This is a genomic window from Nocardiopsis sp. NPDC006198, assembly GCF_040613895.1.
Classification (GTDB): Bacteria; Actinomycetota; Actinomycetes; order Streptosporangiales; family Streptosporangiaceae; genus Nocardiopsis; species Nocardiopsis tropica.
The window spans coordinates 16,905-38,735 of the sequence record NZ_JBEXSY010000047.1 but is presented as its reverse complement, the minus strand read 5'-3'; the positions used below and the strand labels follow the sequence as shown (position 1 = coordinate 38,735).

The 21,831-nt window shown below is 73.9% G+C and carries 17 protein-coding genes; 14 read left to right on the top strand and 3 right to left on the bottom strand.

The window, feature by feature from the left end:
• The first annotated feature begins 131 nt into the window (after positions 1 to 131).
• The 3 genes from ABZ234_RS25165 (at position 132) to ABZ234_RS25155 (ending at position 4,840) form a co-directional block, all read left to right on the top strand.
• Positions 132 to 1,757, top strand: a complete 1,626-nt coding sequence (locus ABZ234_RS25165; protein ID WP_267946974.1) for a peptide chain release factor 3 — start codon at positions 132 to 134, stop codon at positions 1,755 to 1,757.
• A gap of 761 nt (positions 1,758 to 2,518) precedes the next feature.
• Entirely contained in the window at positions 2,519 to 3,808 is a 1,290-nt protein-coding gene (locus ABZ234_RS25160; RefSeq protein WP_267946973.1) for a citrate synthase, read from the top strand.
• Positions 3,809 to 4,036: 228 nt separating this feature from the next.
• The gene (locus ABZ234_RS25155; protein WP_267946972.1) at positions 4,037 to 4,840 is read left to right on the top strand and encodes a DUF308 domain-containing protein; all 804 of its coding nucleotides are present in this window, start codon (positions 4,037 to 4,039) and stop codon (positions 4,838 to 4,840) included.
• Positions 4,841 to 4,846: 6 nt separating this feature from the next.
• Here ABZ234_RS25155 and ABZ234_RS25150 read toward each other — a convergent pair whose 3' ends face one another.
• Positions 4,847 to 5,176, bottom strand: coding sequence for a putative quinol monooxygenase (locus ABZ234_RS25150; RefSeq protein ID WP_355013678.1), 330 nt, complete (start codon positions 5,174 to 5,176; stop codon positions 4,847 to 4,849).
• Between the two features lie 228 nt (positions 5,177 to 5,404).
• Here ABZ234_RS25150 and ABZ234_RS25145 point away from each other — a divergent pair, with 228 nt between their 5' ends.
• The 10 genes from ABZ234_RS25145 to ABZ234_RS25100 all read left to right on the top strand — a co-directional run bounded on the left by ABZ234_RS25145 (position 5,405) and on the right by ABZ234_RS25100 (position 18,343).
• Entirely contained in the window at positions 5,405 to 6,577 is a 1,173-nt protein-coding gene (locus ABZ234_RS25145) for a macrolide family glycosyltransferase (protein WP_355013677.1), read from the top strand.
• A gap of 361 nt (positions 6,578 to 6,938) precedes the next feature.
• A complete protein-coding gene (locus ABZ234_RS25140; RefSeq protein ID WP_355013676.1) occupies positions 6,939 to 7,511 on the top strand; it encodes an AAA family ATPase in 573 nt (190 codons plus the stop codon).
• Positions 7,512 to 7,868: 357 nt separating this feature from the next.
• A complete protein-coding gene (locus tag ABZ234_RS25135; protein WP_355013675.1) occupies positions 7,869 to 9,128 on the top strand; it encodes a hypothetical protein in 1,260 nt (419 codons plus the stop codon).
• Between the two features lie 347 nt (positions 9,129 to 9,475).
• Positions 9,476 to 11,707 carry a tetratricopeptide repeat protein gene (locus ABZ234_RS25130; RefSeq protein ID WP_355013674.1) on the top strand — a complete coding sequence of 744 codons (2,232 nt, stop codon included), beginning with the start codon at positions 9,476 to 9,478 and terminating at the stop codon, positions 11,705 to 11,707.
• Positions 11,708 to 11,724: 17 nt separating this feature from the next.
• A complete protein-coding gene (locus ABZ234_RS25125; RefSeq protein WP_355013673.1) occupies positions 11,725 to 13,188 on the top strand; it encodes a protein phosphatase 2C domain-containing protein in 1,464 nt (487 codons plus the stop codon).
• Positions 13,172 to 14,521 (top strand): VWA domain-containing protein, encoded by a 1,350-nt coding sequence (locus tag ABZ234_RS25120; RefSeq protein WP_355013672.1) that lies wholly within the window; start codon positions 13,172 to 13,174, stop codon positions 14,519 to 14,521. Before ABZ234_RS25125 ends, ABZ234_RS25120 begins: the two co-directional genes overlap by 17 nt.
• Positions 14,522 to 14,530: 9 nt before the next feature.
• Positions 14,531 to 15,253 carry an FHA domain-containing protein gene (locus ABZ234_RS25115; RefSeq protein WP_267946964.1) on the top strand — a complete coding sequence of 241 codons (723 nt, stop codon included), beginning with the start codon at positions 14,531 to 14,533 and terminating at the stop codon, positions 15,251 to 15,253.
• A 9-nt stretch (positions 15,254 to 15,262) separates the two neighbouring features.
• Positions 15,263 to 16,924, top strand: a complete 1,662-nt coding sequence (locus ABZ234_RS25110; protein WP_355013671.1) for a hypothetical protein — start codon at positions 15,263 to 15,265, stop codon at positions 16,922 to 16,924.
• A 25-nt stretch (positions 16,925 to 16,949) separates the two neighbouring features.
• The gene (locus tag ABZ234_RS25105; protein WP_267946962.1) at positions 16,950 to 17,813 is read left to right on the top strand and encodes a transporter substrate-binding domain-containing protein; all 864 of its coding nucleotides are present in this window, start codon (positions 16,950 to 16,952) and stop codon (positions 17,811 to 17,813) included.
• Between the two features lie 230 nt (positions 17,814 to 18,043).
• Positions 18,044 to 18,343, top strand: coding sequence for a DUF6221 family protein (locus ABZ234_RS25100; protein WP_267946961.1), 300 nt, complete (start codon positions 18,044 to 18,046; stop codon positions 18,341 to 18,343).
• 147 nt (positions 18,344 to 18,490) lie between these two features.
• On the opposite strand, the gene ABZ234_RS25095 is transcribed toward ABZ234_RS25100, so the two are convergent.
• Both ABZ234_RS25095 and idi read right to left on the bottom strand, forming a co-directional pair.
• Entirely contained in the window at positions 18,491 to 19,213 is a 723-nt protein-coding gene (locus tag ABZ234_RS25095; protein WP_355013670.1) for an HAD family hydrolase, read from the bottom strand.
• 228 nt (positions 19,214 to 19,441) lie between these two features.
• Positions 19,442 to 19,996, bottom strand: a complete 555-nt coding sequence (gene idi / locus ABZ234_RS25090) for an isopentenyl-diphosphate Delta-isomerase (RefSeq protein ID WP_355013669.1) — start codon at positions 19,994 to 19,996, stop codon at positions 19,442 to 19,444.
• 332 nt (positions 19,997 to 20,328) lie between these two features.
• On the opposite strand from idi, the gene ABZ234_RS25085 reads away from it, so the two are divergent.
• The gene (locus ABZ234_RS25085; protein ID WP_355013690.1) at positions 20,329 to 21,750 is read left to right on the top strand and encodes an SDR family NAD(P)-dependent oxidoreductase; all 1,422 of its coding nucleotides are present in this window, start codon (positions 20,329 to 20,331) and stop codon (positions 21,748 to 21,750) included.
• The last annotated feature ends 81 nt before the right edge of the window (positions 21,751 to 21,831 follow it).

Genomic DNA, 21,831 nt, shown 5'->3' with positions numbered 1-21,831 from the left:
GGACCGAACCGCGCCGGTGGCGGGGGCGCGGCGGCCGGGTTCCTGTCGCCCGCACGCCCCGGCGAGCGTAGGCTGGACAGGGCCCACGGGCCGGTCGGACGACAGCACACGAGGCGGGGCGGACAGCGGGAATGAGTGTGGACACGGCGGGCGTGACCAAGCAGGAGTCAGAGGTCGCCCACGAGGCGGGGCGCCGGAGGACCTTCGCGGTCATCTCCCACCCCGACGCCGGAAAGTCGACCCTCACCGAGGCCCTGGCCCTGCACGCGGCGGCCATCTCCTCCGCCGGCGCCGTCCACGGCAAGGGCGACCGCAAGGGCGTCACCTCCGACTGGATGGACATGGAGCAGGACCGGGGGATCTCCATCACCTCGGCGGCGCTGCGCATCGACTACGACGGCCGCGTCCTGAACCTGCTCGACACCCCGGGCCACGCCGACTTCTCCGAGGACACCTACCGCGTCCTGTCCGCCGTGGACTGCGCGATCATGCTGCTGGACTCGGCCAAGGGCCTGGAGCCGCAGACCCTCAAGCTCTTCGACGTGTGCCGGGCGCGCAAGATGCCCGTGATCACGTTCGTCAACAAGTGGGACCGCCCCGGCCGCGAGCCGCTGGAGCTGCTGGACGAGATCGAGCAGCGCATCGGGCTGCGCCCCACCCCGATGAACTGGCCGGTGGGCATCGCGGGGGACTTCCGCGGCCTCGTCGACCGGACCAGCGGCGTCTACACGAAGATGACCCGCACGCCCGGCGGCGCCACCAAGGCCGTCGAGGAGGTCCTGGAGCCCGAGCGGGCGGCCGAGGTCGAGCTGGACGCCTGGGTGCAGGCGCAGGAGGAGATCGAGCTCCTGGAGGCGCTCGGCGCCGACTTCGACCCCGAGTCGTTCATGGCGGGGGAGTCCTCCCCAGTGCTGTTCGGCGCGGCCCTGTCCAACTTCGGCGTCGGCCAGCTGCTGGACACGGTGGTCGAGCTGGCCCCGGCCCCCTCGGCCAAGCTCGACGCCAAGGACCGGCCGCGCAGGGTGGAGCAGCCCTTCTCCGGCCAGGTCTTCAAGATGCAGGCCAACATGGACAAGAACCACCGGGACCGCATGGCGTTCCTGCGGGTGAGCTCGGGCCGGTTCGACCGCGGCATGGTCCTCACCCACGCCTCCACCGGCCGCCCCTTCGCGACCAAGTACACGCAGGCGGTGTTCGGCTCGGACCGCTCCACCATCGACACCGCCTATCCCGGTGACGTGATCGCCCTGGTCAACGCCCAGGCGCTGGCGGTCGGCGACACCCTCTACGACGGGCCCAAGGTCGACTTCCCGCCGATCCCGAGCTTCGCCCCCGAGCACTTCGTGGTGGCGCGCGCGGTCGACGCGGGCAAGTACAAGCAGTTCCAGCGGGGTATCGCCCAGCTCGACGCCGAGGGCGTGGTGCAGGTCCTGACCTCCGACGTGCGCGGCGAGCAGGCGCCCGTGCTGGCGGCGGTCGGCCCGCTCCAGTTCGACGTGGTCAAGCACCGCATGGACCAGGAGTTCCGCAGCCCCGTGGAGGCGTCGCCGCTGGACTACTCGGTGGCGCGCCGCACCGACGAGGAGTCGGCCCCCGTCCTGCACGCCCTGTCGGGGGCGGAGGTGCTCAGGCGCCGCTCCGACGGAGAACTCCTGGTGCTGGTGCACAACAAGTGGCGGCTGAGGGTCATCGAGCGGGACCACCCCTCGCTGCTCATGGAGCCCCTGCTGGCGGGCGGCGTCGACGAGGGCGAGTGACGTCCTCCGCCGGCGTCCGGGACCGGCGCCGGCGCCCGGGAGCGGGACCGTCCTCGTCACGCGTGCCGCGCGTCCCTCCCCCCGTGTGTGCCGGGAGGGGCGCACGGGACCGCTCCGGGTGAGGGCGCGAGCCCCGGGCGGCGCCGTGCGGGGAGAGCGCTCCGCCACTTCCGGGGCCCGTGTGAACTCTCGTGCCGCACGCACACCACACGCCCATCGGGACTCCGCCCCGCCGCGTCCGGAGGTGCCCGTGGGACCGCTGTTGTGCAGGCAGAGGTCAAGATCACCAAGCAGGGGGTACCCCGTGTCAACCCCCTTGATCAGGGCGAAGGTACCCTGAGAGAAGGCCGCTAGGGCGCGTTCGAACACCTGGCCGCACTGAGCTTCGTACGGGTATGTCCACTTCTGTGAAGAGGGCGCCGAGGGGCCGGTCCGGGCGGGTGGCGGGGTGCTCAGGGGACCACCACAGGAGACGGTGACGACGCCGGGAGAACCCCCGGTGCCGTCTGCGACGTCTCAGGGCGATCACGGAGTAATCGACAATCGGCAAAGTTTGTAAATCTTCACCGTGCGGTAATTCTTCTCACGTCTGGGTATGTGTTGCATGTCACCTGTTCGTGAATCGGTGAAACTTATATGATTTTGCTTAACCGTCGTTTAACAAAACAGAACAATAACGAGTGAATCAAGAACGTGGCGGCAGACCGCCCCGCGTCTGACGCACCTCACGTATCCCCCGCTGGGAAAGGTTGACCTCGGGCATGAGCGAAGACGACAAAGACCGCACGGTGGAGCTCCACTACGAGGGCGGCGTGCTGAAGCTGCCGGTGTTCACCGGTACCGAGGGTGAACGCACCATCGAGCTGAAGACCCTGCTGGGGTCGACCGGAATGACGACCCTGGACCCCGGGTTCGGCAACACCGCTTCGTGTAGCTCGAAGATCACCTATATCGACGGGGCCGCCGGCATCCTGCGCTACCGCGGATACCCGATCGAGGACCTCGCCGTGGGCGCGACCTTCCTGGAGGTCGCCTACCTGGTGATCTACGGCGAGCTCCCCGAGCCCGGCCAGCTGAAGGAGTTCTCCGACGGCCTGCGCGACAACGCCGACATCCCGGCCGAGATGGGCGCGTTCATCGACGCGATGCCCCGCAACGGCCACCCGATGGCGCTCATGGCCAGTGCCGTCAACACCCTCGCCGCGTACTACGACGACAGCGTGGACCCGGGCGACGACGCCCAGGTGGAGCTCGCCACGATCCGGCTGCTGGCCAAGCTGCCGACGATCGCGGCCCGCATCTACCGCAACTCCATCGGCGAGACGCCGATCTCCCCGGACGACTCGCTCGACTACGTCGACAACTTCATCCGGATGACCTTCGGGGACAAGGCCCCCACCGGCGAGCTCGGCGACCTGTTCAACAAGGCCGTCGGCATGCTGCTCGTCCTGCACGCGGACCACGAGCTGAACTGCTCCACCGCCACCGTGCGCGTGGTCGGCTCCTCGCAGGCCGACATCTACGCCAGCGTCGCCTCCGGCATCAACGCCCTGTCCGGCCCGTCCCACGGCGGCGCCAACCAGGCCGTGCTGGAGATGCTGGAGGAGATCCGCGACTCGGGCATCTCCATCGAGGACTTCCTGGAGAAGGTCAAGGCGCGCGAGATGCGCCTCATGGGCTTCGGGCACCGGGTCTACAAGAACTTCGACCCGCGCAGCAAGGAGATCAAGGTTCTGGCGAGCCAGATCCTCGACCGGGACGAGAACCCGGACGAGCTGTTCTCCCTGGCCCTCAAGCTGGAGGCCGCGGCGCTCGCCGACTCCTACTTCACGGAGCGCAAGCTCTACCCGAACGTCGACTTCTACACCGGCGTCATCTACCGCACCATGGGCTTCCCCACCAACATGTTCACCGTGTTGTTCGCGATCGGCCGTCTGCCCGGCTGGGTCGCCCACTACCGCGAGCAGCTGCACGACCCGGCCTTCCGGATCGCGCGCCCGCGCCAGCACTACGTCGGCTCCGCCGAGCGACGCCTCCCGGGCCAGGGCTAGCCCCCGCCCGAGGCGCACGACGGTGCCCGCCCACGCCGCAGGCGAGGGCGGGCACCGTCGTCTCCGTTCACCCGCGTACCGGTCGCGCCGGGGCGGCGGCACTGTCCCTACCGGTACATAGTCCGCCCTTTCCCCGCATTTTGCGTACAGTCTGTCATCCATGTGCGACCTTGAGGGAAGTTGCAGGGTGTGGCCCGCACGGGCCGTGCTGGTGAAGGGGAGGCGACGATGGTCCGGTACGCGTTGACCGGTGACCTGCTCGGTGAGCTGAGCCGGAACTGGTGGGTTGTGGTCCTCCGCGGCGCGGCCGCGGTGCTCTTCGGACTGATCGCCCTCGTGTGGCCCGGGGTCACCCTGGTCGCCCTGGCGATCGTGTTCGGTGTCTACGCGCTGGTCGACGGCGCGGCCCTGGGCTACGCGGCGTACCGCGCCGCGCCCGGCAGCCGGGGCTCCCTCGCCGCCCAGGCGGTCGTCAGCGTCCTGCTGGGCCTGATCGCCCTGATCTGGCCGGTCGCCTTCGGCATGGCGGTCGTGCTCGTGATCGGTGCGTGGGCCGTCATCACCGGTGTGGCCGAGATCGTCACCGCCATCCGCCTGCGCGCGCACATCAGCTCGGAGTGGCTGCTGATCTTCGTCGGCGCGCTCTCCGTCGTGTTCGGCCTCCTCCTGTGGTTCTGGCCGCTGGAGGGCGCGCAGGCCATCGTGTTCGTGGTCGGCGTCTACGCCATCATCTTCGGCGTCGTGATGGCGGTCGCCGGGTTCCGGCTCCGCGGGGCGCACGCCGCCGTCCGGGACGGCGACGGCGACGGCGCCCCCCTCGCCCGGGACGAGCCCCGCCCCGCCGAGGAGGGGTCCGGGCTGACCGCGTTCGACGACGGCTACGCGGGCGGCTACGCCGACGGCTACCGCGGGGACGAGAGGACCGGGCCGGACGACGCCGGCCCGGAGGGGGCGGACGGCGAGGGCGCCTCCAGGCGCTCCGGCGGAGGACGCCACCGCGCGCCCCGGGAGCGGCCGGAGGACCCGGAGTGAGGCGCCTCAGCCCTCGCTGACCGCGAGCGCCCCGAGGTGGTCGACCTGGCTTCCGGGGACGACCACCTCGGCCTTCCTCCTCTGCCAGGCCAGGAAGTGCGCGGTCCCGCGATGCGCGAGCAGGGCCTCCCGGTCGGCGAACACCTCGTACACTCGGAAGACGTCCGGGTCGGCGCCGTCCTGCACCACGTCGAAGCGCAGGCAGCCGGGCTCCTCGCGCACCGCCGCCGACGCGTTGCGGGAGATCCCGGCGAGGAAGTCCTCCCGGCGGCCGGGGAGCACCCGGAGGGAGATGACGAGTGCGACCGGCGCGGGGCCGGGGACCGAGGCGGGCACGGGACCTCCAAGGGGTGCGGGAGCGGGGCCGGGGACCCGATCCTACGGCCGGAGGGCCCCGGGAAAACGGCTTGTCGCCGGGAGAGCGCCACGGATAGCATCACGCCATGCACATGCTTCAGATGTACGGCTAGAGGCCCGCGTCGAGCGACGCCGCCGCGCACCGCCCCGGTCCCGGGGCCCGGTGCCCCACAGCCCTACCCGACATCTGCATACGGAGACACTGCGATGACCCGTCGCGCCCACATCGCCATGGTCGGCGTTCCCGCCGTCAGCCACGTCCTGCCCAGCCTGGAGATCATCCGGGAGCTGGTGGCCCGCGGCCACCGCGTCACCTACGCCAACGACCCCCTGATGGCCGACCTGATCACCGGCGCCGGCGCCGAACTCGTCCCCTGCGCCACGACCCTGCCCGTCGCCGACGCCGACTGGCCGGAGGACCCGATCCGGGCGATGGACGTCTTCCTGGAGGACGGGATGGCCCAGCTCCCCGTCGTCCGGGCCGCCTACGAGGACGACCGCCCCGACCTCTTCCTGTACGACATCGCCGGGTACCCCGCCCGCGTGCTCGGTGAGAACTGGGGCATCCCCAGCGTGCAGCTCTCACCCACCTACGTGGCGTGGGCCGACCACGGGGCCACCGTCATGGAGATGCTGCGCGCCCTGCCCGGGGCGGCCGAGCACTTCGCCAGGTTCGACGCCTGGCTGGCGGAGAACGGCGTCACCGGGCTGGACCACGCCTCGTTCGCCGGGCGCCCGGACCGCGCGCTGGCGCTGATCCCGCGCGAGATGCAGCCGTACGCGGACACCGTCGCCGACACGGTCACCTTCGTCGGCCCCTGCCTGGGCGCGCGGACGGACCAGGGCGGGTGGACGCGCCCGGCGGGCGCGGAGAAGGTGCTGCTGGTGTCCCTGGGGTCGGCGTTCACCAACCTGCCCGGGTTCTACCGCGAGTGCCTGAAGGCCTTCGGCGACCTGCCGGGCTGGCACGTCGTCCTCCAGATCGGCAAGTTCGTCGACCCCGCGGAGCTGGGGGAGATCCCGGCCAACGTGGAGACGCACCCCTGGGTGCCGCAGCTGGACATCCTGCGCCGGGCCGACGCGTTCGTCACCCACGCGGGTATGGGGGGCTCCAACGAGGGCCTGTACTGCGGGGTGCCGATGATCGCGGTCCCGCAGGCCACCGACCAGTTCGACAACGCCGACCGGCTGGTGGAACTCGGCGTCGCCCGGAGGATCGACACGGCGGACGCCGACGCGGCCGCGCTCCGCTCGGCCCTGCTGGAACTGGCCTCCGACCCGGAGGTCGCCCGGAGGCTGGCCGGCATCAGCGCCCGGCTCCAGGAGAGCGGCACCGCGTACGCGGCCGACCTGGTCGAGGCGGAGCTCCCGGCCCGCTAGGCCGTGTTCCGCGGGTCGTCCCGGGCCCGCGTCCGCCGGGCTGCCCCTCGCCGCGCCGAGGGCGCCCGGACGGCCGAACCCGGGCCCCGCCCCACGGCCTCCTCCGGGTCCCCCGCCGTCCCGGACCGCGACCGGCGGCGCCGCGTCCCCACGGGCACAGCGCCGCCGGGGACCCGTCCCACACGCCGTCCCCGTCCTGCCCCGCACACCGTTCGCGCCGCGGTCCGCCGCACGCGAACGGTGGTCCGGCCCCCGGGCCTCCCGGAGGGCCGGAGACCGCTCCTCCGGAGGCGCCGGAGACGGAGGGGCACGAGCCCCGCATCCGGCCCTTCCGGGGCCGCCCGACAACCCAGGGAGAACCATGGACCACCTCGTCGTCGTCACCGGAGGCCCCGGCTCCGGGAAGACCGCGCTGATCGAGCACCTGGCCGCGCTCGGCCACGCGCGCACGGTAGAGGCCGGACGGGCGATCATCCGCGACCAGCGGGAGATCGACGGTCCCGGCCTGGCCTGGCGCGACGACGATCTGTTCGCCGAGCTGATGCTGTCCTGGGAGATGCGCTCGCACCGCGAGGCCTCCGCGTGGGAGGGCACGGTCTTCTGCGACCGGGGCGTCCCCGACCTGGTCGGCTACTTCCTGCTGCGCGGGCTCCCGGTGCCCGCGCACGTCGACCGGGCGGCCCGGCGGTTCCGCTACCACCGCCGGGTGTTCGTCGCCCCTCCGTGGCCGGAGATCTTCACCGGCGACGCCGAGCGCCACCAGTCCCCGGAGGAGGCCGAGCGCACCCATCGGGCGATGGTCGAGGCCTACCCCGCGCACGGCTACGAGCTGGTGGAGCTGCCGCGCGTCCCGGTCGCGGAGCGGGCGCGGTTCGTGCTGGACGTCCTGGGCACGGCACCCCGCCTCCCGGGGGCGCGGGCCGAGCGCCGCTGAGGCCCCGGGCCCGGCGACGACGGGCCGGACCGGCCGCGTCCCCGCGCCCGCTTCCGCCCGCGCACGCGGGCGCCGGGGCGGCCCGCCCCGGCGGCTGTGGCGCCGCTGGCGGCGACAGCGGTGGCACCGGCATGGGAGGGTGTCTGTCACGTCACGGTGGTCTGGTTCACAAAGGGTGAGGAAGTGGCCGTTCATGGCCGTAAAGCGGGCACTCTCTTGTGGTTCGCGGACCTCCCCGCCAGACTCGTGTCAGGTAAAGGAACATCGACCGTTCCCGCTCGGGCACACGCGGGCCGGGGCGCACTGACGGGAGTGGTACGGAAGGTGGCGAGTGCGTCGGGGGCCGGTATACCGCCCATGAGCTGGGAGGGCATCGACCACGAGCTCAACCGCGTGCGCGGGGAGGCCGACCGGATCACCCTCAACCTCGCGGACCTGGACGCCCACGTCGGACACCAGCTCCTCAAGGGCGCGGCCCTCGAGGGCCGGACCCGGGAGCGCTGGGAGCACGCCGACGCGCATGTCCACACCCTGTGGACGGTCTACGACGCCTTCCGCCTCGTGGTGGACGAGGCCGCCCGGTTGCGCGAGGGCGGCGGGGGACCCGGGGCGCAGGCCGCGCTGACCGCCCTGCTCAACGGGCCCTCGGTGGTGCTCCCCGCACGGCACACGCCCCTCGGCGAGCGGGGACTGCTCCACGCCGACGAGGAGACGGTGACCCTCGCCGACGCCGTCGCCCGCATGTCCGCCGCCTACGAGGAGGCCACCGGGGTCATCTCGGAGGTCGGGACCGCCTGGGACGTGCTCCACCCGAGGCTCGGCGAACTCGACGCGATGTGGCAGGAGATCGGCACCCTCTCCGACATGGTCGAACTCGACGAGGACGAGTACGAGGCCCTCCGGGCCGACCTCGCCGCCGTGGGCGCCACGGTCCGCACCGACCCCCTCTCACTGGTCGGGGACGGGCGCGTCGACACCTCCGCCCTCGACCACCTGCGCCAGGCCCTGGAGCGCGTGCGCGGCGAACTCCGCGACGCCCTGCGCATGCGCGACTCCTACACCGAGAGCGTCGAGCGGCTCGGCTCCGCCATCGACGGCGTCGAGGAGGCCGTCGCACGCGCCCGCGGGCTCCGCGCCCGGGTCGTCGCCAAGGTCTCCTCGCCCGTCGCGGTCGAGGTCCCGGACCCGGTGCCGGAACTGCGGGCGGGCATCGGCGAGATGGACTCCCTGCGCGCCCGGGGGCGCTGGCGCGAACTCGGCACGCGGCTGGGAGAACTCCAGCGCGCCGTCCACGAGGCCGCCGACGACGCGCGCGACCGCGAGGAGGACCTCGCCGGGCTCATGGAGCGCCGCGCCGAGCTGCGCGGGCGCCTGGACGCCTTCCGCGCCCGCGCGGCGCGGCTGGGGCTCGCCGAGGACGAGCGCCTGGCCGAACTCCACGCCCGGGCCCACGCGGAACTGTGGACGGCCCCCTGCGACCTGCGCGCCGCCACGGTCTTCCTGTCGTCCTACCTCCGGGCGCTCCACGAACTCGGCGGAACCGAAACGCCCGGGGACAGAACCACACCGGGCACGGGCGCGTCAGACGGCGAGAGCGATGGTGGTGTGAGCAGATGACCAAGTGCACGGCCCCCGGCTGCCACGGCCGGATCGAGGACGGCTTCTGTGGTGTGTGCGGCCTGGCCCCGGTGGAGGAGCGACCCACCGGGACGACCGCGCCTCCGGCATCCGGCGCACCCTCCCCGGGAGGCGCTCCGCGGCCGTCGGACGCCCCCGGGGCGTTCGGCGCGCCCCGCGCCGGGACCGGGCCCGGTCCCGCGTTCGGCGGTCCGCCCCCGCCGGGCTCCGGTCCGCAGCGGTCCTTCGCGCCCCCCGGCGGGACCGGGCCGAGGGCCGCGTCCGGCGCCGGGGACCAGGGGCCGGGGAAGGGCCGGCGGCAGGGCTCCGGCCCCCGGCCGTCGCCCGTGGGGACCCCGCCTGGCGAGGCCCCCGACCCGTGGTCCTCCTCGACCCCCTCCTCCGGCGGCGGCCCCGCCGGCTCCCGCCCGCTCTCCGGCAACGTCAAGCTCTCCGGGCGGTCCGGTCCCGGCAGCATCTCCGGCACGGTCGGCCCGGGGTCCGACGGCCCGGGCACCGGGCGCTCCGGCCGCCGGGGCTCCTCCCGGGGCATGCTCGGCATGGGCATGGTCATGGTGCCCCCGGTGCCCTACCGGGACCCCTCCGAGGCCGTCATGCGGAACCCGGTCGTCTCGGAGAAGAACCGCTTCTGCGGCAACTGCGGCGAGAAGGTCGGCCGCAGCAGGGGCGAGCAGCCGGGCCGCACCGAGGGCTTCTGCCGCAAGTGCGGCACCCAGTTCTCGTTCACCCCCAAGCTCTCCCCCGGGGACAGGGTCGGCGGCCAGTACGAGGTGCTCGGCTGCCTCGCCCACGGCGGCCTCGGCTGGATCTACCTGGCCCGCGACCGCAACGTCAACGACCGGTGGGTCGTCCTCAAGGGCCTGCTCAACTCCGGTGACGCCGAGGCGCACAAGGCGGCCGCCGCGGAACGGGCGTTCCTGTCCGAGGTCGAGCACCCCAACATCGTCAAGATCATCAACTTCTCGCAGCACCCCGACCCGCGTACCGGGATCCCCGGCGGGCACATCGTCATGGAGTACGTCGGGGGCAAGTCCCTGCGCGAACTGCTCATAGAGCGCCGCGAGGACGACCCCGACGCCGTGCTCCCCGTCGACCAGGTCATCGCCTACGGCCTGGAGGCCCTGCGGGCCCTCGGCTACCTGCACTCCAGGGGCCTGCTGTACTGCGACTTCAAGCCCGACAACGTCATCCAGAGCGAGGAGCAGATCAAGCTCATCGACCTCGGCGGCGTCCGGCGCATGGACGACACCGTCAGCCCCGTGTACACGACCCCCGGCTACCGCGTGACCGAGGACGAGCTGCGCGGCCCCGGCCCCACCGTCAGCGCCGACCTGTACTCGGTGGGCCGCGCGCTGGCCGTGCTCAGCTTCCGCTTCAGCTTCATGCGCGAGTACCCGCACAGCATCCCCCCGCGCGAGACCGTGCCGCTGCTCCAGCGCTTCGAGTCGTACGACCGGCTCCTGCGCCGCTCCGTCCACAGCGAGCTCGAACTCCGCTTCCACGACGCGGGCGACATGGCCGACCAGCTCACCGGCGTCCTGCGCGAGGTCCTGTCCGAGCTGGAGGGGACCCCGCACCCGGCGCCCTCCACCCTGTTCGGCGGCGAGAACTTCAGCACCCGCAGCGGCGTCGGAGCGCACGACGCCGACCGCATGCTCGCGCCGCCCGCCCCCACCGACGCGGCCGCCCTGCTGCCCACGCCCCTCGTCGACCGGGGCGACCCGGCGTCCCAGCACCTGCGGGGGTTCCGGGCCCTTCCCCCGGAGGAGCTCGTCCCCGCCCTGCGCGCGATGCCCGCGCCCACCCCCGAGACCCTGCTGATGCTGGCCCGCGCGCTCATCACGCTCGGCCGGCAGGGTGAGGCGGTGGACGCCCTCCAGAAGTTCAGCGAGGCCGTCCCCGGGGACTGGCGCACCATGTGGTACCTGGCGGTCGCCGAACTGAGCACCGCCCGGTTCCGCGATGCCCGCGACCACTTCGACGAGCTGTACGACCACCTCCCGGGGGAGGCCGCGCCCAAGCTCGGACTGGCGCTCGCCTGCGAGCGGACCGGTGAGCTCGACACCGCGGCCCACCAGTACCGGACGGTCTGGAACACCGACCACTCCTTCGTCAGCGCCGCGTTCGGCCTGGCCCGCGTCCGCCTCGCCCAGGGCGACCGGGACGCCGCCGTCGCCGTCCTGGACAGGGTCCCGGAGATGTCCAGCCTCCACGTCCACGCCCAGACCGCGCTGATCGCCGTGCTCTCCGCCCGGCACCCCGGGACGGGCGCCGCCGACTTCGTCGAGGCCGGACGGCGCCTGGAGCGCATCGGCCTGGACAGCGAATCAGCCGACCGGCTGGCCGCGCGCGTCCTGGAGTCCGCCCTGGTGTGGCTCGACGGAGGGGGCGCCGCACCCGGCGGCGGAAGGCTGCTCGACGGCCCGTTCACCGAGAAGGGGGTGCGGACCAACCTGGAGCGGCGCTACCGTGCGCTCGCCCAGCGGTCCACCGCCCCCTCGGGGCGGTACGAGCTGATCGACAAGGCCAACTCCCTGCGTCCCGTGACGCTGCTGTGAGGATCGAGGGAACGGCGATGACAACGGTGCGGACCTGCCCTGCCTGCTCGGACAGGGCGGCGGCGGGAGACGTCTTCTGCGAGGGGTGCGGCCGCCCCCTCCCGGAGCGGGAGGGGGGCGCCCCCGCGGAGCGCCCCGACAACGTGCCCACGGCCCCCCAGCAGAGCATGTCCGGCGCCACACGGGGGCCGGTCGGCGGCGGTGGCGCGGGGGGCGGCCCCCGCCCCGGACTCGTCCCGGCCGACGGTGGGCCGACGGCTCCGCAGGTGAGCCTCAACGGCGCCACCCGCGCCCCCGGGGCCGGGACCGCGCCCCCGGCCGCGCCCGCCGCCGACGCGCCCCCCGCCGGGGGAGGCCGTCCGAGGGGCGGCGGACCCGAGGCGGACCCGGGACGGCACGGGGCCGACTCGTTCACCACCCAGCCGATACGCCGGGACTCCCTGAGACCCCTGACCGCCGCGCCGCCCGCCTCTGCCGCGGCGCCGGCCCCGGCCGCACCGCCCACCCCTGCCGCACCGCCCGCCCCGGCGCCCGACTGGCCGCCGCCCGCCGTGGGCAGCAGCCCCGTCCAGCCCACCAACCCCGAGATGTGCGCGTGGTGCCCGGGCCGGGTCGGCGACGGCTACTGCGAGAAGTGCGGGTTCCTCCAGCCCACCGGGCGCGACCACGTCGAGGTGCGCACGGACGCGGCCGCGGGCGTCAGCGACCGCGGGCTCCGCCACCGGCGCAACGAGGACGCCATGGCCATCCGCGTCGTCGCCGCGGACGACCCCCGCGCGCCGGGCACGGTCTGCGCCGTGGTCTGCGACGGCGTGTCCAGCTCGCCCCGGTCCGACGAGGCCTCCCGGGTCACCGCGGAGACGGGGGCGACGGTCCTCGCGGAGCAGATCCGCCGGGGCGCCGACCCCCGCGAGGCCACCGCCGCGGCGATGACCAGGGCGGCCGAGGCCGTAGCGGGGATCGCCGAGTCGCTCGACTCCGCGCCCGCGTGCACGTTCGTGTCCGCGGTCGTGGACCCCGCCGCCGGGACGGTCACCGTCGGCTGGGTCGGGGACAGCCGCGCCTACTGGCTCTCCGGAGGGCCCAGGTCCAGCGCGTCGGCGCTGCTCACCCGGGACGACTCCTGGAGCGAGGCCATGGTGCAGATGGGGGCGCTCTCCCGCGAGGAGGCCATGAGGTCGGCCAACGCGCACGCCCTCATCGCGTGGATGGGCGCCGACTCCGGCGAGATCGACGCGCACATCACCACCGTCACCCCGACCGGGCCCGGCACCGTCCTCCTGTGCAGCGACGGCCTGTGGAACTACTACCCCGAGGCGCAGTCGCTGACCGACGCGGTGCCGGGAGCGGGGGCCAGGCCCCACGAGGCCGCCCGTACCTACATCAGCCTCGCTCTGAGGGCCGGCGGCAAGGACAACATCACCGCGGTCCTCATCCCCGTACCCACCGAGCAAGGGGGTCCCCGTGCCGAACAGGACTGACCGGTCCGCCGAACCGGAGTTCCGGATCGACGTCGACCAGAACAGGTTCCTGCCCATCGGCGGGCGCGAGGTGCACGCCGTCGTCAGCGTCACCTCCCGCAGCCCCGTCCTGGTGGGGTCCTCGGTGCGCGCCTCCGAGGTGATCATCGTCGACACCTCCGGTTCGATGTACGGGGAGAAGCTCCACGAGGCCAAGCGCGCCGCCCGCGCGGCCGTGGAGACGCTGCGCGAGGGGGTCAGGTTCGCCCTGATCAGCGGCGGCAGCAAGGCACGCATGGCCTTCCCCGAGGGCGAGCGGCGGTTCGTCGAGGTGGACGCCGTCACCAGGGCCGAGGCCCTGGACGCCATCGGCGGGCTGCGCGCCGACGGCGGCACCCGTATGGGCGCCTGGCTGTCCCTCGCCGCGGAGCTGTTCGCCACCGTGGACGACGGCATCAAGCACGCCATCCTGCTCACCGACGGTCAGAACAACGAGGTCGCCGAGGAGTTCGAGCGGGTCCTGCGGCAGGTCACCGGCCGGTTCGTGTGCGACTGCCGGGGCGTGGGCACCGACTGGAGGGTCGACGACCTGCGCCGTATCGACTCCGCGCTGCTCGGCGGCGGCCCCGGCCTCGTCGCCGACCCCGCCGACCTGGCCGCCGACTTCCGCGCCATGGCCCAGGCGTCCATGGGCAAGGCCGTCGCGGACGTCGTCCTGCGGCTGTGGACCCCGCAGAACTCCGTGGTGCGCTACGTCAAGCAGGTGTCGCCCACGGTGCAGGAGCTCACCCACCGGGCGGTGGCGCGCGCGCCCCAGGCGGGCGACTACCCCACGGGGTCGTGGGGCACGGAGAACCGCGACTACCACGTGTGCGTGGAGGTGCCCGCGGGCGACCCCGGACGGCAGCTGCGCGCCGGGTGGGTGCGTGTGGTCCTCCCCGGGACCGGGGGCGCGGAGGACCAGGTCCTCGCCTCCGGCAACATCCTCGCGGAGTGGACGGCGGACGAGGCCACGGCCACCCGGATCAACCCGCGGGTGGCGCACTACACCGGCCAGGTCGAACTGGCCCAGGCCATTCAGGACGGGCTCGCGGCCCGTCGCGACGGGGACGAGAACACCGCCACCACGCGGTTGGGCCGTGCCGTCGCCCTCGCGGAGGAGACGGGTGACGCGGAGACCGCGAGACTCCTCGGAAAGGTGGTCGAGGTCCTCGACCCGGCCACCGGCGCCGTCCGTCTCAAGCCCGGCGTCGACAAGGTCGACGAGATGACCCTGGACACCAACTCGACCCGGACCGTGCGGACCCGGCCCGGGGCCGGGACCGGAACCCACGGCGCCCCCGGCCCCGGGTAGGAGGGACCCATGCCGAGTTGCCCCTCCGGGCACCACTCGACGGCGACTGACTTCTGCGACACCTGCGGGCTGCGCCTCCAGGCGCACTCCCCCTCGCCGCCGCCCCAGCCGTACCGGCCCCCGCCGCCGGAGGCCCCCGCGGGCCGTCCGGCGCCGCCGCGCGCCCCCGCGCCGCGGCGGCCGCCCGTCGCGCCCAGGGGCGGCCCCTGCCCCGAGTGCTCGACCTCACGCACCGGGCGCTTCTGCGAGGAGTGCGGTTACGACTTCGCCTCGCAGTCCGGCAGCCACACACGCGGGGGCTCCGAACAGGACGGCGCCCCGGCCGCCCCGCGCTGGCGGGTCATCGTCGTGGCCGACCCCGCCTACTACCAGTACATGGTCGACCGGGGCATGCTCGACCCCGCCCAGATCGCCTTCCCCTCGGTGAACAAGCAGCGCCGGGTGAGCCTGAAGGGCGACCGGGTCCACATCGGCCGTCGCAGCGCGTCCAGGGGCTTCACGCCCGAGATCGACCTGGGCGGGCCGAAGGGCGACCCGGCGATCTCCCACATCCACGCGATCCTGGTCGCCCAGCCCGACGGGACCTGGTCGATCGTCGACCCCGGGTCCACGAACGGGACCATGATCAACGGGACCGCCAACATGATCCCCCGCAAGGTGGAGGTGCCCCTGTATGACAGTGACCGGATCTACGTCGGAGCATGGACCGTCATCATCGTCCAGAAGGGGTGAACCCCGTTGATGCCCCCCGACTCCGACCAGGAGCTGGGCCGTGACCGCCCCGGCTCTCCGCCGGCCCCCTCCGGGGCGTCCCCCGCGCGCGGCGCCCGGGACGCCGGAGCGGTGGTCGGCCCGCCCGCCCTCCCCGGGGGCGCCGACGCGCGGACCGGCGGTTACGCGCGTGACCGCGTGGCCGGCGCACGCCGCTGGCTCCGCACCACCCCGGCCCGGGTGTGGCTGCTGACGGTGGTGTGCCTGGTGTCCGTCGCGGGGCTGTTCGGCTCGGCGACCCTCACCCTCAACCAGGCGCGCGAGGGCCTGGACGTGGTCGGCCACGGGGCCGGACCGCAGGCCATGACGACCACCGACCTGTACCTCGCCCTCGCCGACATGGACGCCCAGCTGGCCGACATCCTGCTCATGGGCACCGACCACGACCTGGGCTCGGGCCGCGACGAGGCGGTGGAGCGCTACGAGGAGAGCCGGAGCAGGGCCAACGAGGCGCTGCTCCAGGCCGCCTCCCTCATCGAGGACAACGCCGAGGAGGGCGGCGCCGAGGCCGCCACCGGCGAAGACGGCGCCGGGGAAGGCAGGGCCGAGGAGCGCAGCGTCCAGGAGCTGGACCTCCAGGCCGTTCTCGACGGCATGGGCGAGTACGAGCAGCTGGCCACCGACGCCCGGCTCCGCAACGACGAGGCCCAGGCCCCTCCGGGCGAGGTGGACGCGACGGCGCTGGTGTCGTACCGACAGGCCACCCGTCTGATGCACACGGAGCTCCTGCCCAAGGCGTTCAACGTGAGCCTGGACTCGTCGGCGATCATCCGCGCCCACCACGAGGAGGGCCAGTCGGCCGTCGCGCTCGGCCTGGTGTGGGTGGGCTCCGCCGGCGCGGTGACGCTCGTCTCGCTGGTCGGCCTCCAGCTCTACCTGCGGGTGCGCTTCCGCCGCCGGGTCAACGTCCCCGTGCTCGCCGCGACCGCCGGGACGCTCCTGCTCACCGCCGGCGTGGTCCTCGCGCTCGTCACCAGCGGCGAACACCAGCGCGACGCGAAGGAGGAGGGCCTGGACGCGGCGATGGCGCTGTCCCGTGCCGGGGCGATCTCCACCGACATGCAGGCCGACCAGAGCCGTTACCTGGTCGATCCGACCCACGCCGACAACTACCAGCAGGTGTACCTGGAGCGGGCGCAGCAGGTGCTGTTCCGCCCGGCCGACAACCTGGAGGACTACTACGCGGCGATCGACGAGGTGGCCGCCGCGTCGTCGGAGCAGTCCGAGGGCGGCAGGGCCGACGGGGACGCCCCCGTCGCGCTCGGCTACCTGGGGGAGAACGCCGGCGACTCGCTGCTGCCGGGGCAGGAGGGCGCGCTCGCCGACGTGCTGGTGTCCTACAACGCCCTCCAGGACAGGGACCGTGAACTGCGCGCGGCGGTCGAGGCGGGCGACCTCGACTCCGCCGTCGCCGTCCGGATGGAGATCGCCCACGCGGAGGACGGCGTCTTCCGCGCCTACGAGCAGGCTCTCGACGAGCTGACCGGACAGCACAAGGAGGCGTTCACGGCGGGCATCGCCCGCGGCGACTCCGCCCTGGCCCCGTGGTCGTGGCTGCTGCCCGTCGGAGCGCTCGCCCTGCTCGCACTCGTCGTGCTCGGGGTGCGCCCCCGGCTGGCCGAGTACCGCTGACCCCCTAGAGACGAGGAACAGGCCGATGATGTTTCGACACCGCCGCACCGTCGCCGCGGCCGCCCTGGCCGCCGCGGCGGTGTCGGGGATGTCCGCCTGCTCGGCGGTGCTGGGCGAGGAGGAGTCGCTCGTGGACGCCACCTCCCTGACCGTGGGGGTCAAGGCGGACCAGCCCGGCCTCGGGCTGGAGGACGGGGAGGGCGGCTTCGAGGGCTTCGACGTCGACGTGGCGCTGTACATCGCCGGGGAGCTGGGGATCCCCGAGGGGAGCGTGGAGTTCGTGGGCGTCACGTCCGACCAGCGGGAGGACGTGCTGGACGTCGAGGACCCGCTGCTGGTGTCGGGCCGCCGCGTGGACATGGTCGTGGCGACCTACTCCATCACCCCGGTCCGCAAGACCGAGGTCACGTTCGCCGGCCCCTACTACGTGGCCAAGCAGGACGTGCTCGTGCGCTCCGACGCCGCGGAGATCGGCGGCGTCCGCGACCTGGAGGGGCTCGACGTCTGCCAGGGCGAGGGGTCCAACTCCACCACCCGCATCACCGAGGGCCTCGGCATCGACGTGGTCCCGACGGAGGAGCCGACCTACACGGACTGCATCGACCTGCTGAGGGAGGGCGATGTGGACGCGGTGTCCACGGACAACCTGATCCTCGCCGGGTTCCAGACCCAGAGCCCCGGTGAGTTCCGGCTCGTCGGCAACCCCTTCACCGACGAGAAGTACGGTGTGGGCCTGCGATACGGGGACGTGGCGGCGTGCGAGGCCGTGAACAGGGCCATCAGCAAGATGTACCAGGACGGGGTGGCCGACGACATGTTGAGCAGGTGGTTCGACGGGACGGGTCTGGAGACGCTGGACAGCGTCCCCCAGTTCGAGGGCTGTGCCTGACGGCCTGACAGGGCCCGCGGTCCCGTGCACGGGGAGCCCCGCCCCCGGACACGCCCCGTCGGACGGCCGTGCCGGAGGGGCCCGGGAGGGGTGCCTGCGGAGCCGGGCCGCGGCCCCCGGCCCGGCTCCGCAGGCGTGCTCGTGAGCATCCGGACGAAGTGGCCCGGATCGGATTTATGGCAGATACTGACCCCTGTGCCGGGCAAGGGGGACAGAAGGGGAGTTGTCCGTTGACCATCGTCGAGTTCCTGAACGCGCGTCTGGACGAGGACGAACGCGCGTCGAAGGCCGTGCCCGTGGGAGCGCGCGGCCGGGACCGGGCCCTGGCGGAGGTCGCGGCCAAGCGCAACATCGTCCGCGGGTACGCCGACGCGCACCACGCGAGCATGCGCAGCCTCACCCCCGGCCCCCAGGCGGACACCGGCGGCGGCGACCCCTGGTCCGAGCTGCTGGCCTGGCGGCTGGCGGTCAAGTACCTCGCCGCGGTCTACCGGACCCACCCCGAGTACGACCGGTCCTGGGAGGGCTGACCCCCTGATCGTCCGGCCGCCGGGCCGTGGAGCGCCGGGCCGTTCCGGCTCCGCGTCCCCCGATCCCGGTGTCCCCGTGCCCGTGGCGGGTCCGTGCGCCGGAACCGCCCCCCGGGGGGCGGGGACACGGCGGAGGGGCGGAGCGGGTCAGGCCGTGGGAGCCGCGGGCAGGGCGAGGAGCCGGTCGACCGTCTCGGCCAGGTCGCGGCCGGAGGCGTCCGGCGGGGCGAACAGCGAGGGGAAACGACCCTCCAGGTGTCCGGACCAGCCCGTCACCAGCCCCGCCCGGCGGGCGCCGGCCACGTCCCAGCCGTGGCCGCTGACCAGGCCCACCCGCTCCGGGGGGAGGCCCAGGGCCCGCGCGGCGGCCAGGTAGGCGCCGGGTGCGGGCTTCCAGTCGCTCGTCGGACGCGCGGCGACGACGTGGTCCACCAGGTCCAGCAGGTCCGCCCGCTCCAGCAGGGCGCGGTGCAGCCCGGCGTCGCCGTTGCCCAGGGTGGCCACCCCGAGACCGGCGCCGCGCGCGGCGGCGAGGGCCGCGGAGGCCTCGGGTCGGGGGTCCAGCCAGGCCATCCCCTCGATGATCGCGTCCTCCGCCGCCGGCGCGATCTGGTGGCCGGTGATGTCCCGGAGGGCGCCCCGGACGACGTCCTCGAAGGAGCGGCCGTCCCCGGACCCCGGCCCGCCGTCCGTCAGGGCCAGGGCGAACGAGTCGCGCAGCAGGTGGTCCGACCAGCGGGTCATGAGCACCCGGGGGATCCCGGCCTCCCGGAAGCGCCATTCCAGGGGGCCGAGGGGGAAGAGGGTGTCGAGGACGTCGACGACGAGGGCGGCGGGACGGAGCAACCGCCCGTCAGGGCTTGCGGCCATGGGTCTCAGCTCCAGGGGAAGAGGGGGCACCCATCCCGGTCCTACCCAGGGAGCGCGGCCTTCAGCACCTCCGTCCGGGGACCGGGTTCTCACGGGACCCGGGTGCGCCGTCCGCGCCGGGCTGCCCGGGGACCCGGGGCCGGGGTCCCGGCCGTTTCGGCGTCCCGCCGACCGCTCCGGCGTTCCGGAGGGCCGACCGCTCCGGAGTCCCGCCGGGCGGCCGGGCGCTCAGAGGGCGTCGAGCCGGGGGATCTGCTCCACGGCCCACGGGCTCAGCAGCCACGGCGTGCGCCCGGCGACCGCCACCAGGTCCGCCCACTCCACCCACGCGTACTCGGCGACCTCCTCCGGGTTGGGGGAGGGCTCCCCCTCGGCCCGGGCCCAGAACACCGGGCAGAACTCGTTCTCGACGATCCCCTCGGCGGACACGGCCCGGTAGCGGAAGTCCGGCAGCGCGGACCGCACCCCGCCCACGGCCAGCCCCAGCTCCTGTCCCGCGCGGCGGCGCACGGCCTCCTCGAACCCCTCCTCCGGCGCGGGATGGCCGCAGCAGCTGTTGGTCCACACACCGGGCCAGGTGGTCTTGCCGAGGGCCCGCCGCGTGAGCAGCACCCTGTCGTTCGCGTCCAGGACGTAGCACGAGAACGCCAGGTGCAGCGGGGTGTCCCCGGTGTGCACGGTGGCCTTGTCGGCCACCCCTACCCGCTGGTACTCCTCGTCGAGCAGCACCACGAGCTCGCGATCGGTGCGAGCCGCGTCCGAGGCGGCTCTCGGCTGGATCACGGATCTCCCCTTACCCATGGGCCTCATATGTCCCATGCGTCGTCTGTGTCCACTCCATGGTCACCTGTCCCCTCGACTGGATTGTGCCCCGCGTGGTGTGCGAGTGCGCATAAGGTTCCTGATGGCCCCGAGTCGGGCGCCACCGGGTCCGCGAGCGCGGGCCCCAGGACGGCAGCGGAGCGGTGACGGAGACGATGACGGAGACGAGGACGGGACCGGCGAACGGCGTCGGACGGGCGGACGGGCCCGGAAACGGCTCCGCCGACGGGGCGGTGCGGGTGCCCGGGGGCGCGGACGCCTCGGGGACCGAGCCGGGGATCTCCCCCGAGCGGATGGCCGTGTGCCTGGACGTCCTCGCCCGCGTCGGCGAGCTGCCCAGCGACCACCCGGACTCGGCTCTCCTGCAACGGGCCACCGCCAAGCTGTTCAAGGCCGTCAAGGAGCGCCGCCGCAAGGAGCGGCAGACCGCCCAGAAGGCCCACGACGAGGCCGTGTTCGCGGCCACCGCCACCGCCGCGCCGGACCGGATCGACGACGAGACCAACGGCCGCGCCCTCACCAGCGGCGCCGGGGGCGCCCTCGCGGGGGTGCTGCGCAAGGCCCGGCCCTGCTACATCTGCAAGCAGAAGTACCGTGAGGTCGACGCCTTCTACCACCAGCTGTGCCCGACGTGCGCCGCGTTCAACAAGGAGCGGCGTGCGGCCCGCACCGACCTGTCCGGCCGGCGCGCGCTGCTCACCGGCGGGCGCGCGAAGATCGGCATGTACATCGCCCTCCGGCTGCTGAGGGACGGCGCGCACACCACCATCACGACGCGGTTCCCCAACGACGCGGTGCGCCGCTTCGCGGCCATGCCGGACAGCGGCGAGTGGCTGCACCGGCTCCGGGTGGTGGGCATCGACCTGCGCGACCCCGCCCAGGTGGTGCGCCTGGCCGACTCGGTCGCGGAGCAGGGGCCGCTGGACGTCCTCATCAACAACGCCGCCCAGACGGTGCGGCGCTCGCCGGGCTCGTACGGGCCGCTGATCGAGGCGGAGGCGCAGCCGCTCACGGGCGCGGGCCTGCCCGAGCCGCTGGTGCTGGGCGGCGTCCGGCCGCGCGCGCTGGAGGCGGCGGAGGGAGCGGACGACGGGGGAGCCGCGGTGGCGCCGCACGCGCTCACGCCGCAGATGCTCACGTCGCTCGCGCTGACCACGGGGTCGGCCTCGCTGGAGCGGGTGCGCGCCGGTACGGCGATCGACGCGGGCGGCCTGGTCCCGGACCTCGCGGCGGAGAACAGCTGGACGCGGAAGGTCGGCGCGATCGACCCCGTGGAGATGCTCGAAGTGCAGCTGTGCAACGTGAGCGCGCCGTTCATGCTGGTGGACCGGTTGCGGCCGGCCCTGGCGGCGACCTCCGCCCGGCGCTCCTACATCGTCAACGTGTCCGCGATGGAGGGGGTGTTCGGCCGCGGCTACAAGGGCCCGGGCCACCCCCACACGAACATGGCCAAGGCCGCGCTCAACATGCTCACCCGGACCAGCGCCGAGGAGATGCTGGCGTCCGACGGCATCCTCATGACCAGCGTGGACACCGGCTGGATCACCGACGAGCGGCCGCACCCGGACAAGGAGCGGATGGCCGAGGCGGGGTTCCACGCGCCGCTCGACCTGGAGGACGGGGCCGCGCGCGTGTACGACCCCATCGTCCGGGGCGAGCTGGGCGAGGACCTGCACGGGTGCTTCCTCAAGGACTACGCGCCCGGGAACTGGTAGGCCGGGAACTGGCAGGCCGGGCGGCCGCACGGCGGACGCGGGCGCCCGTCCGGCCCCCGCCCCGGGCGGGGCGGGGCCGGG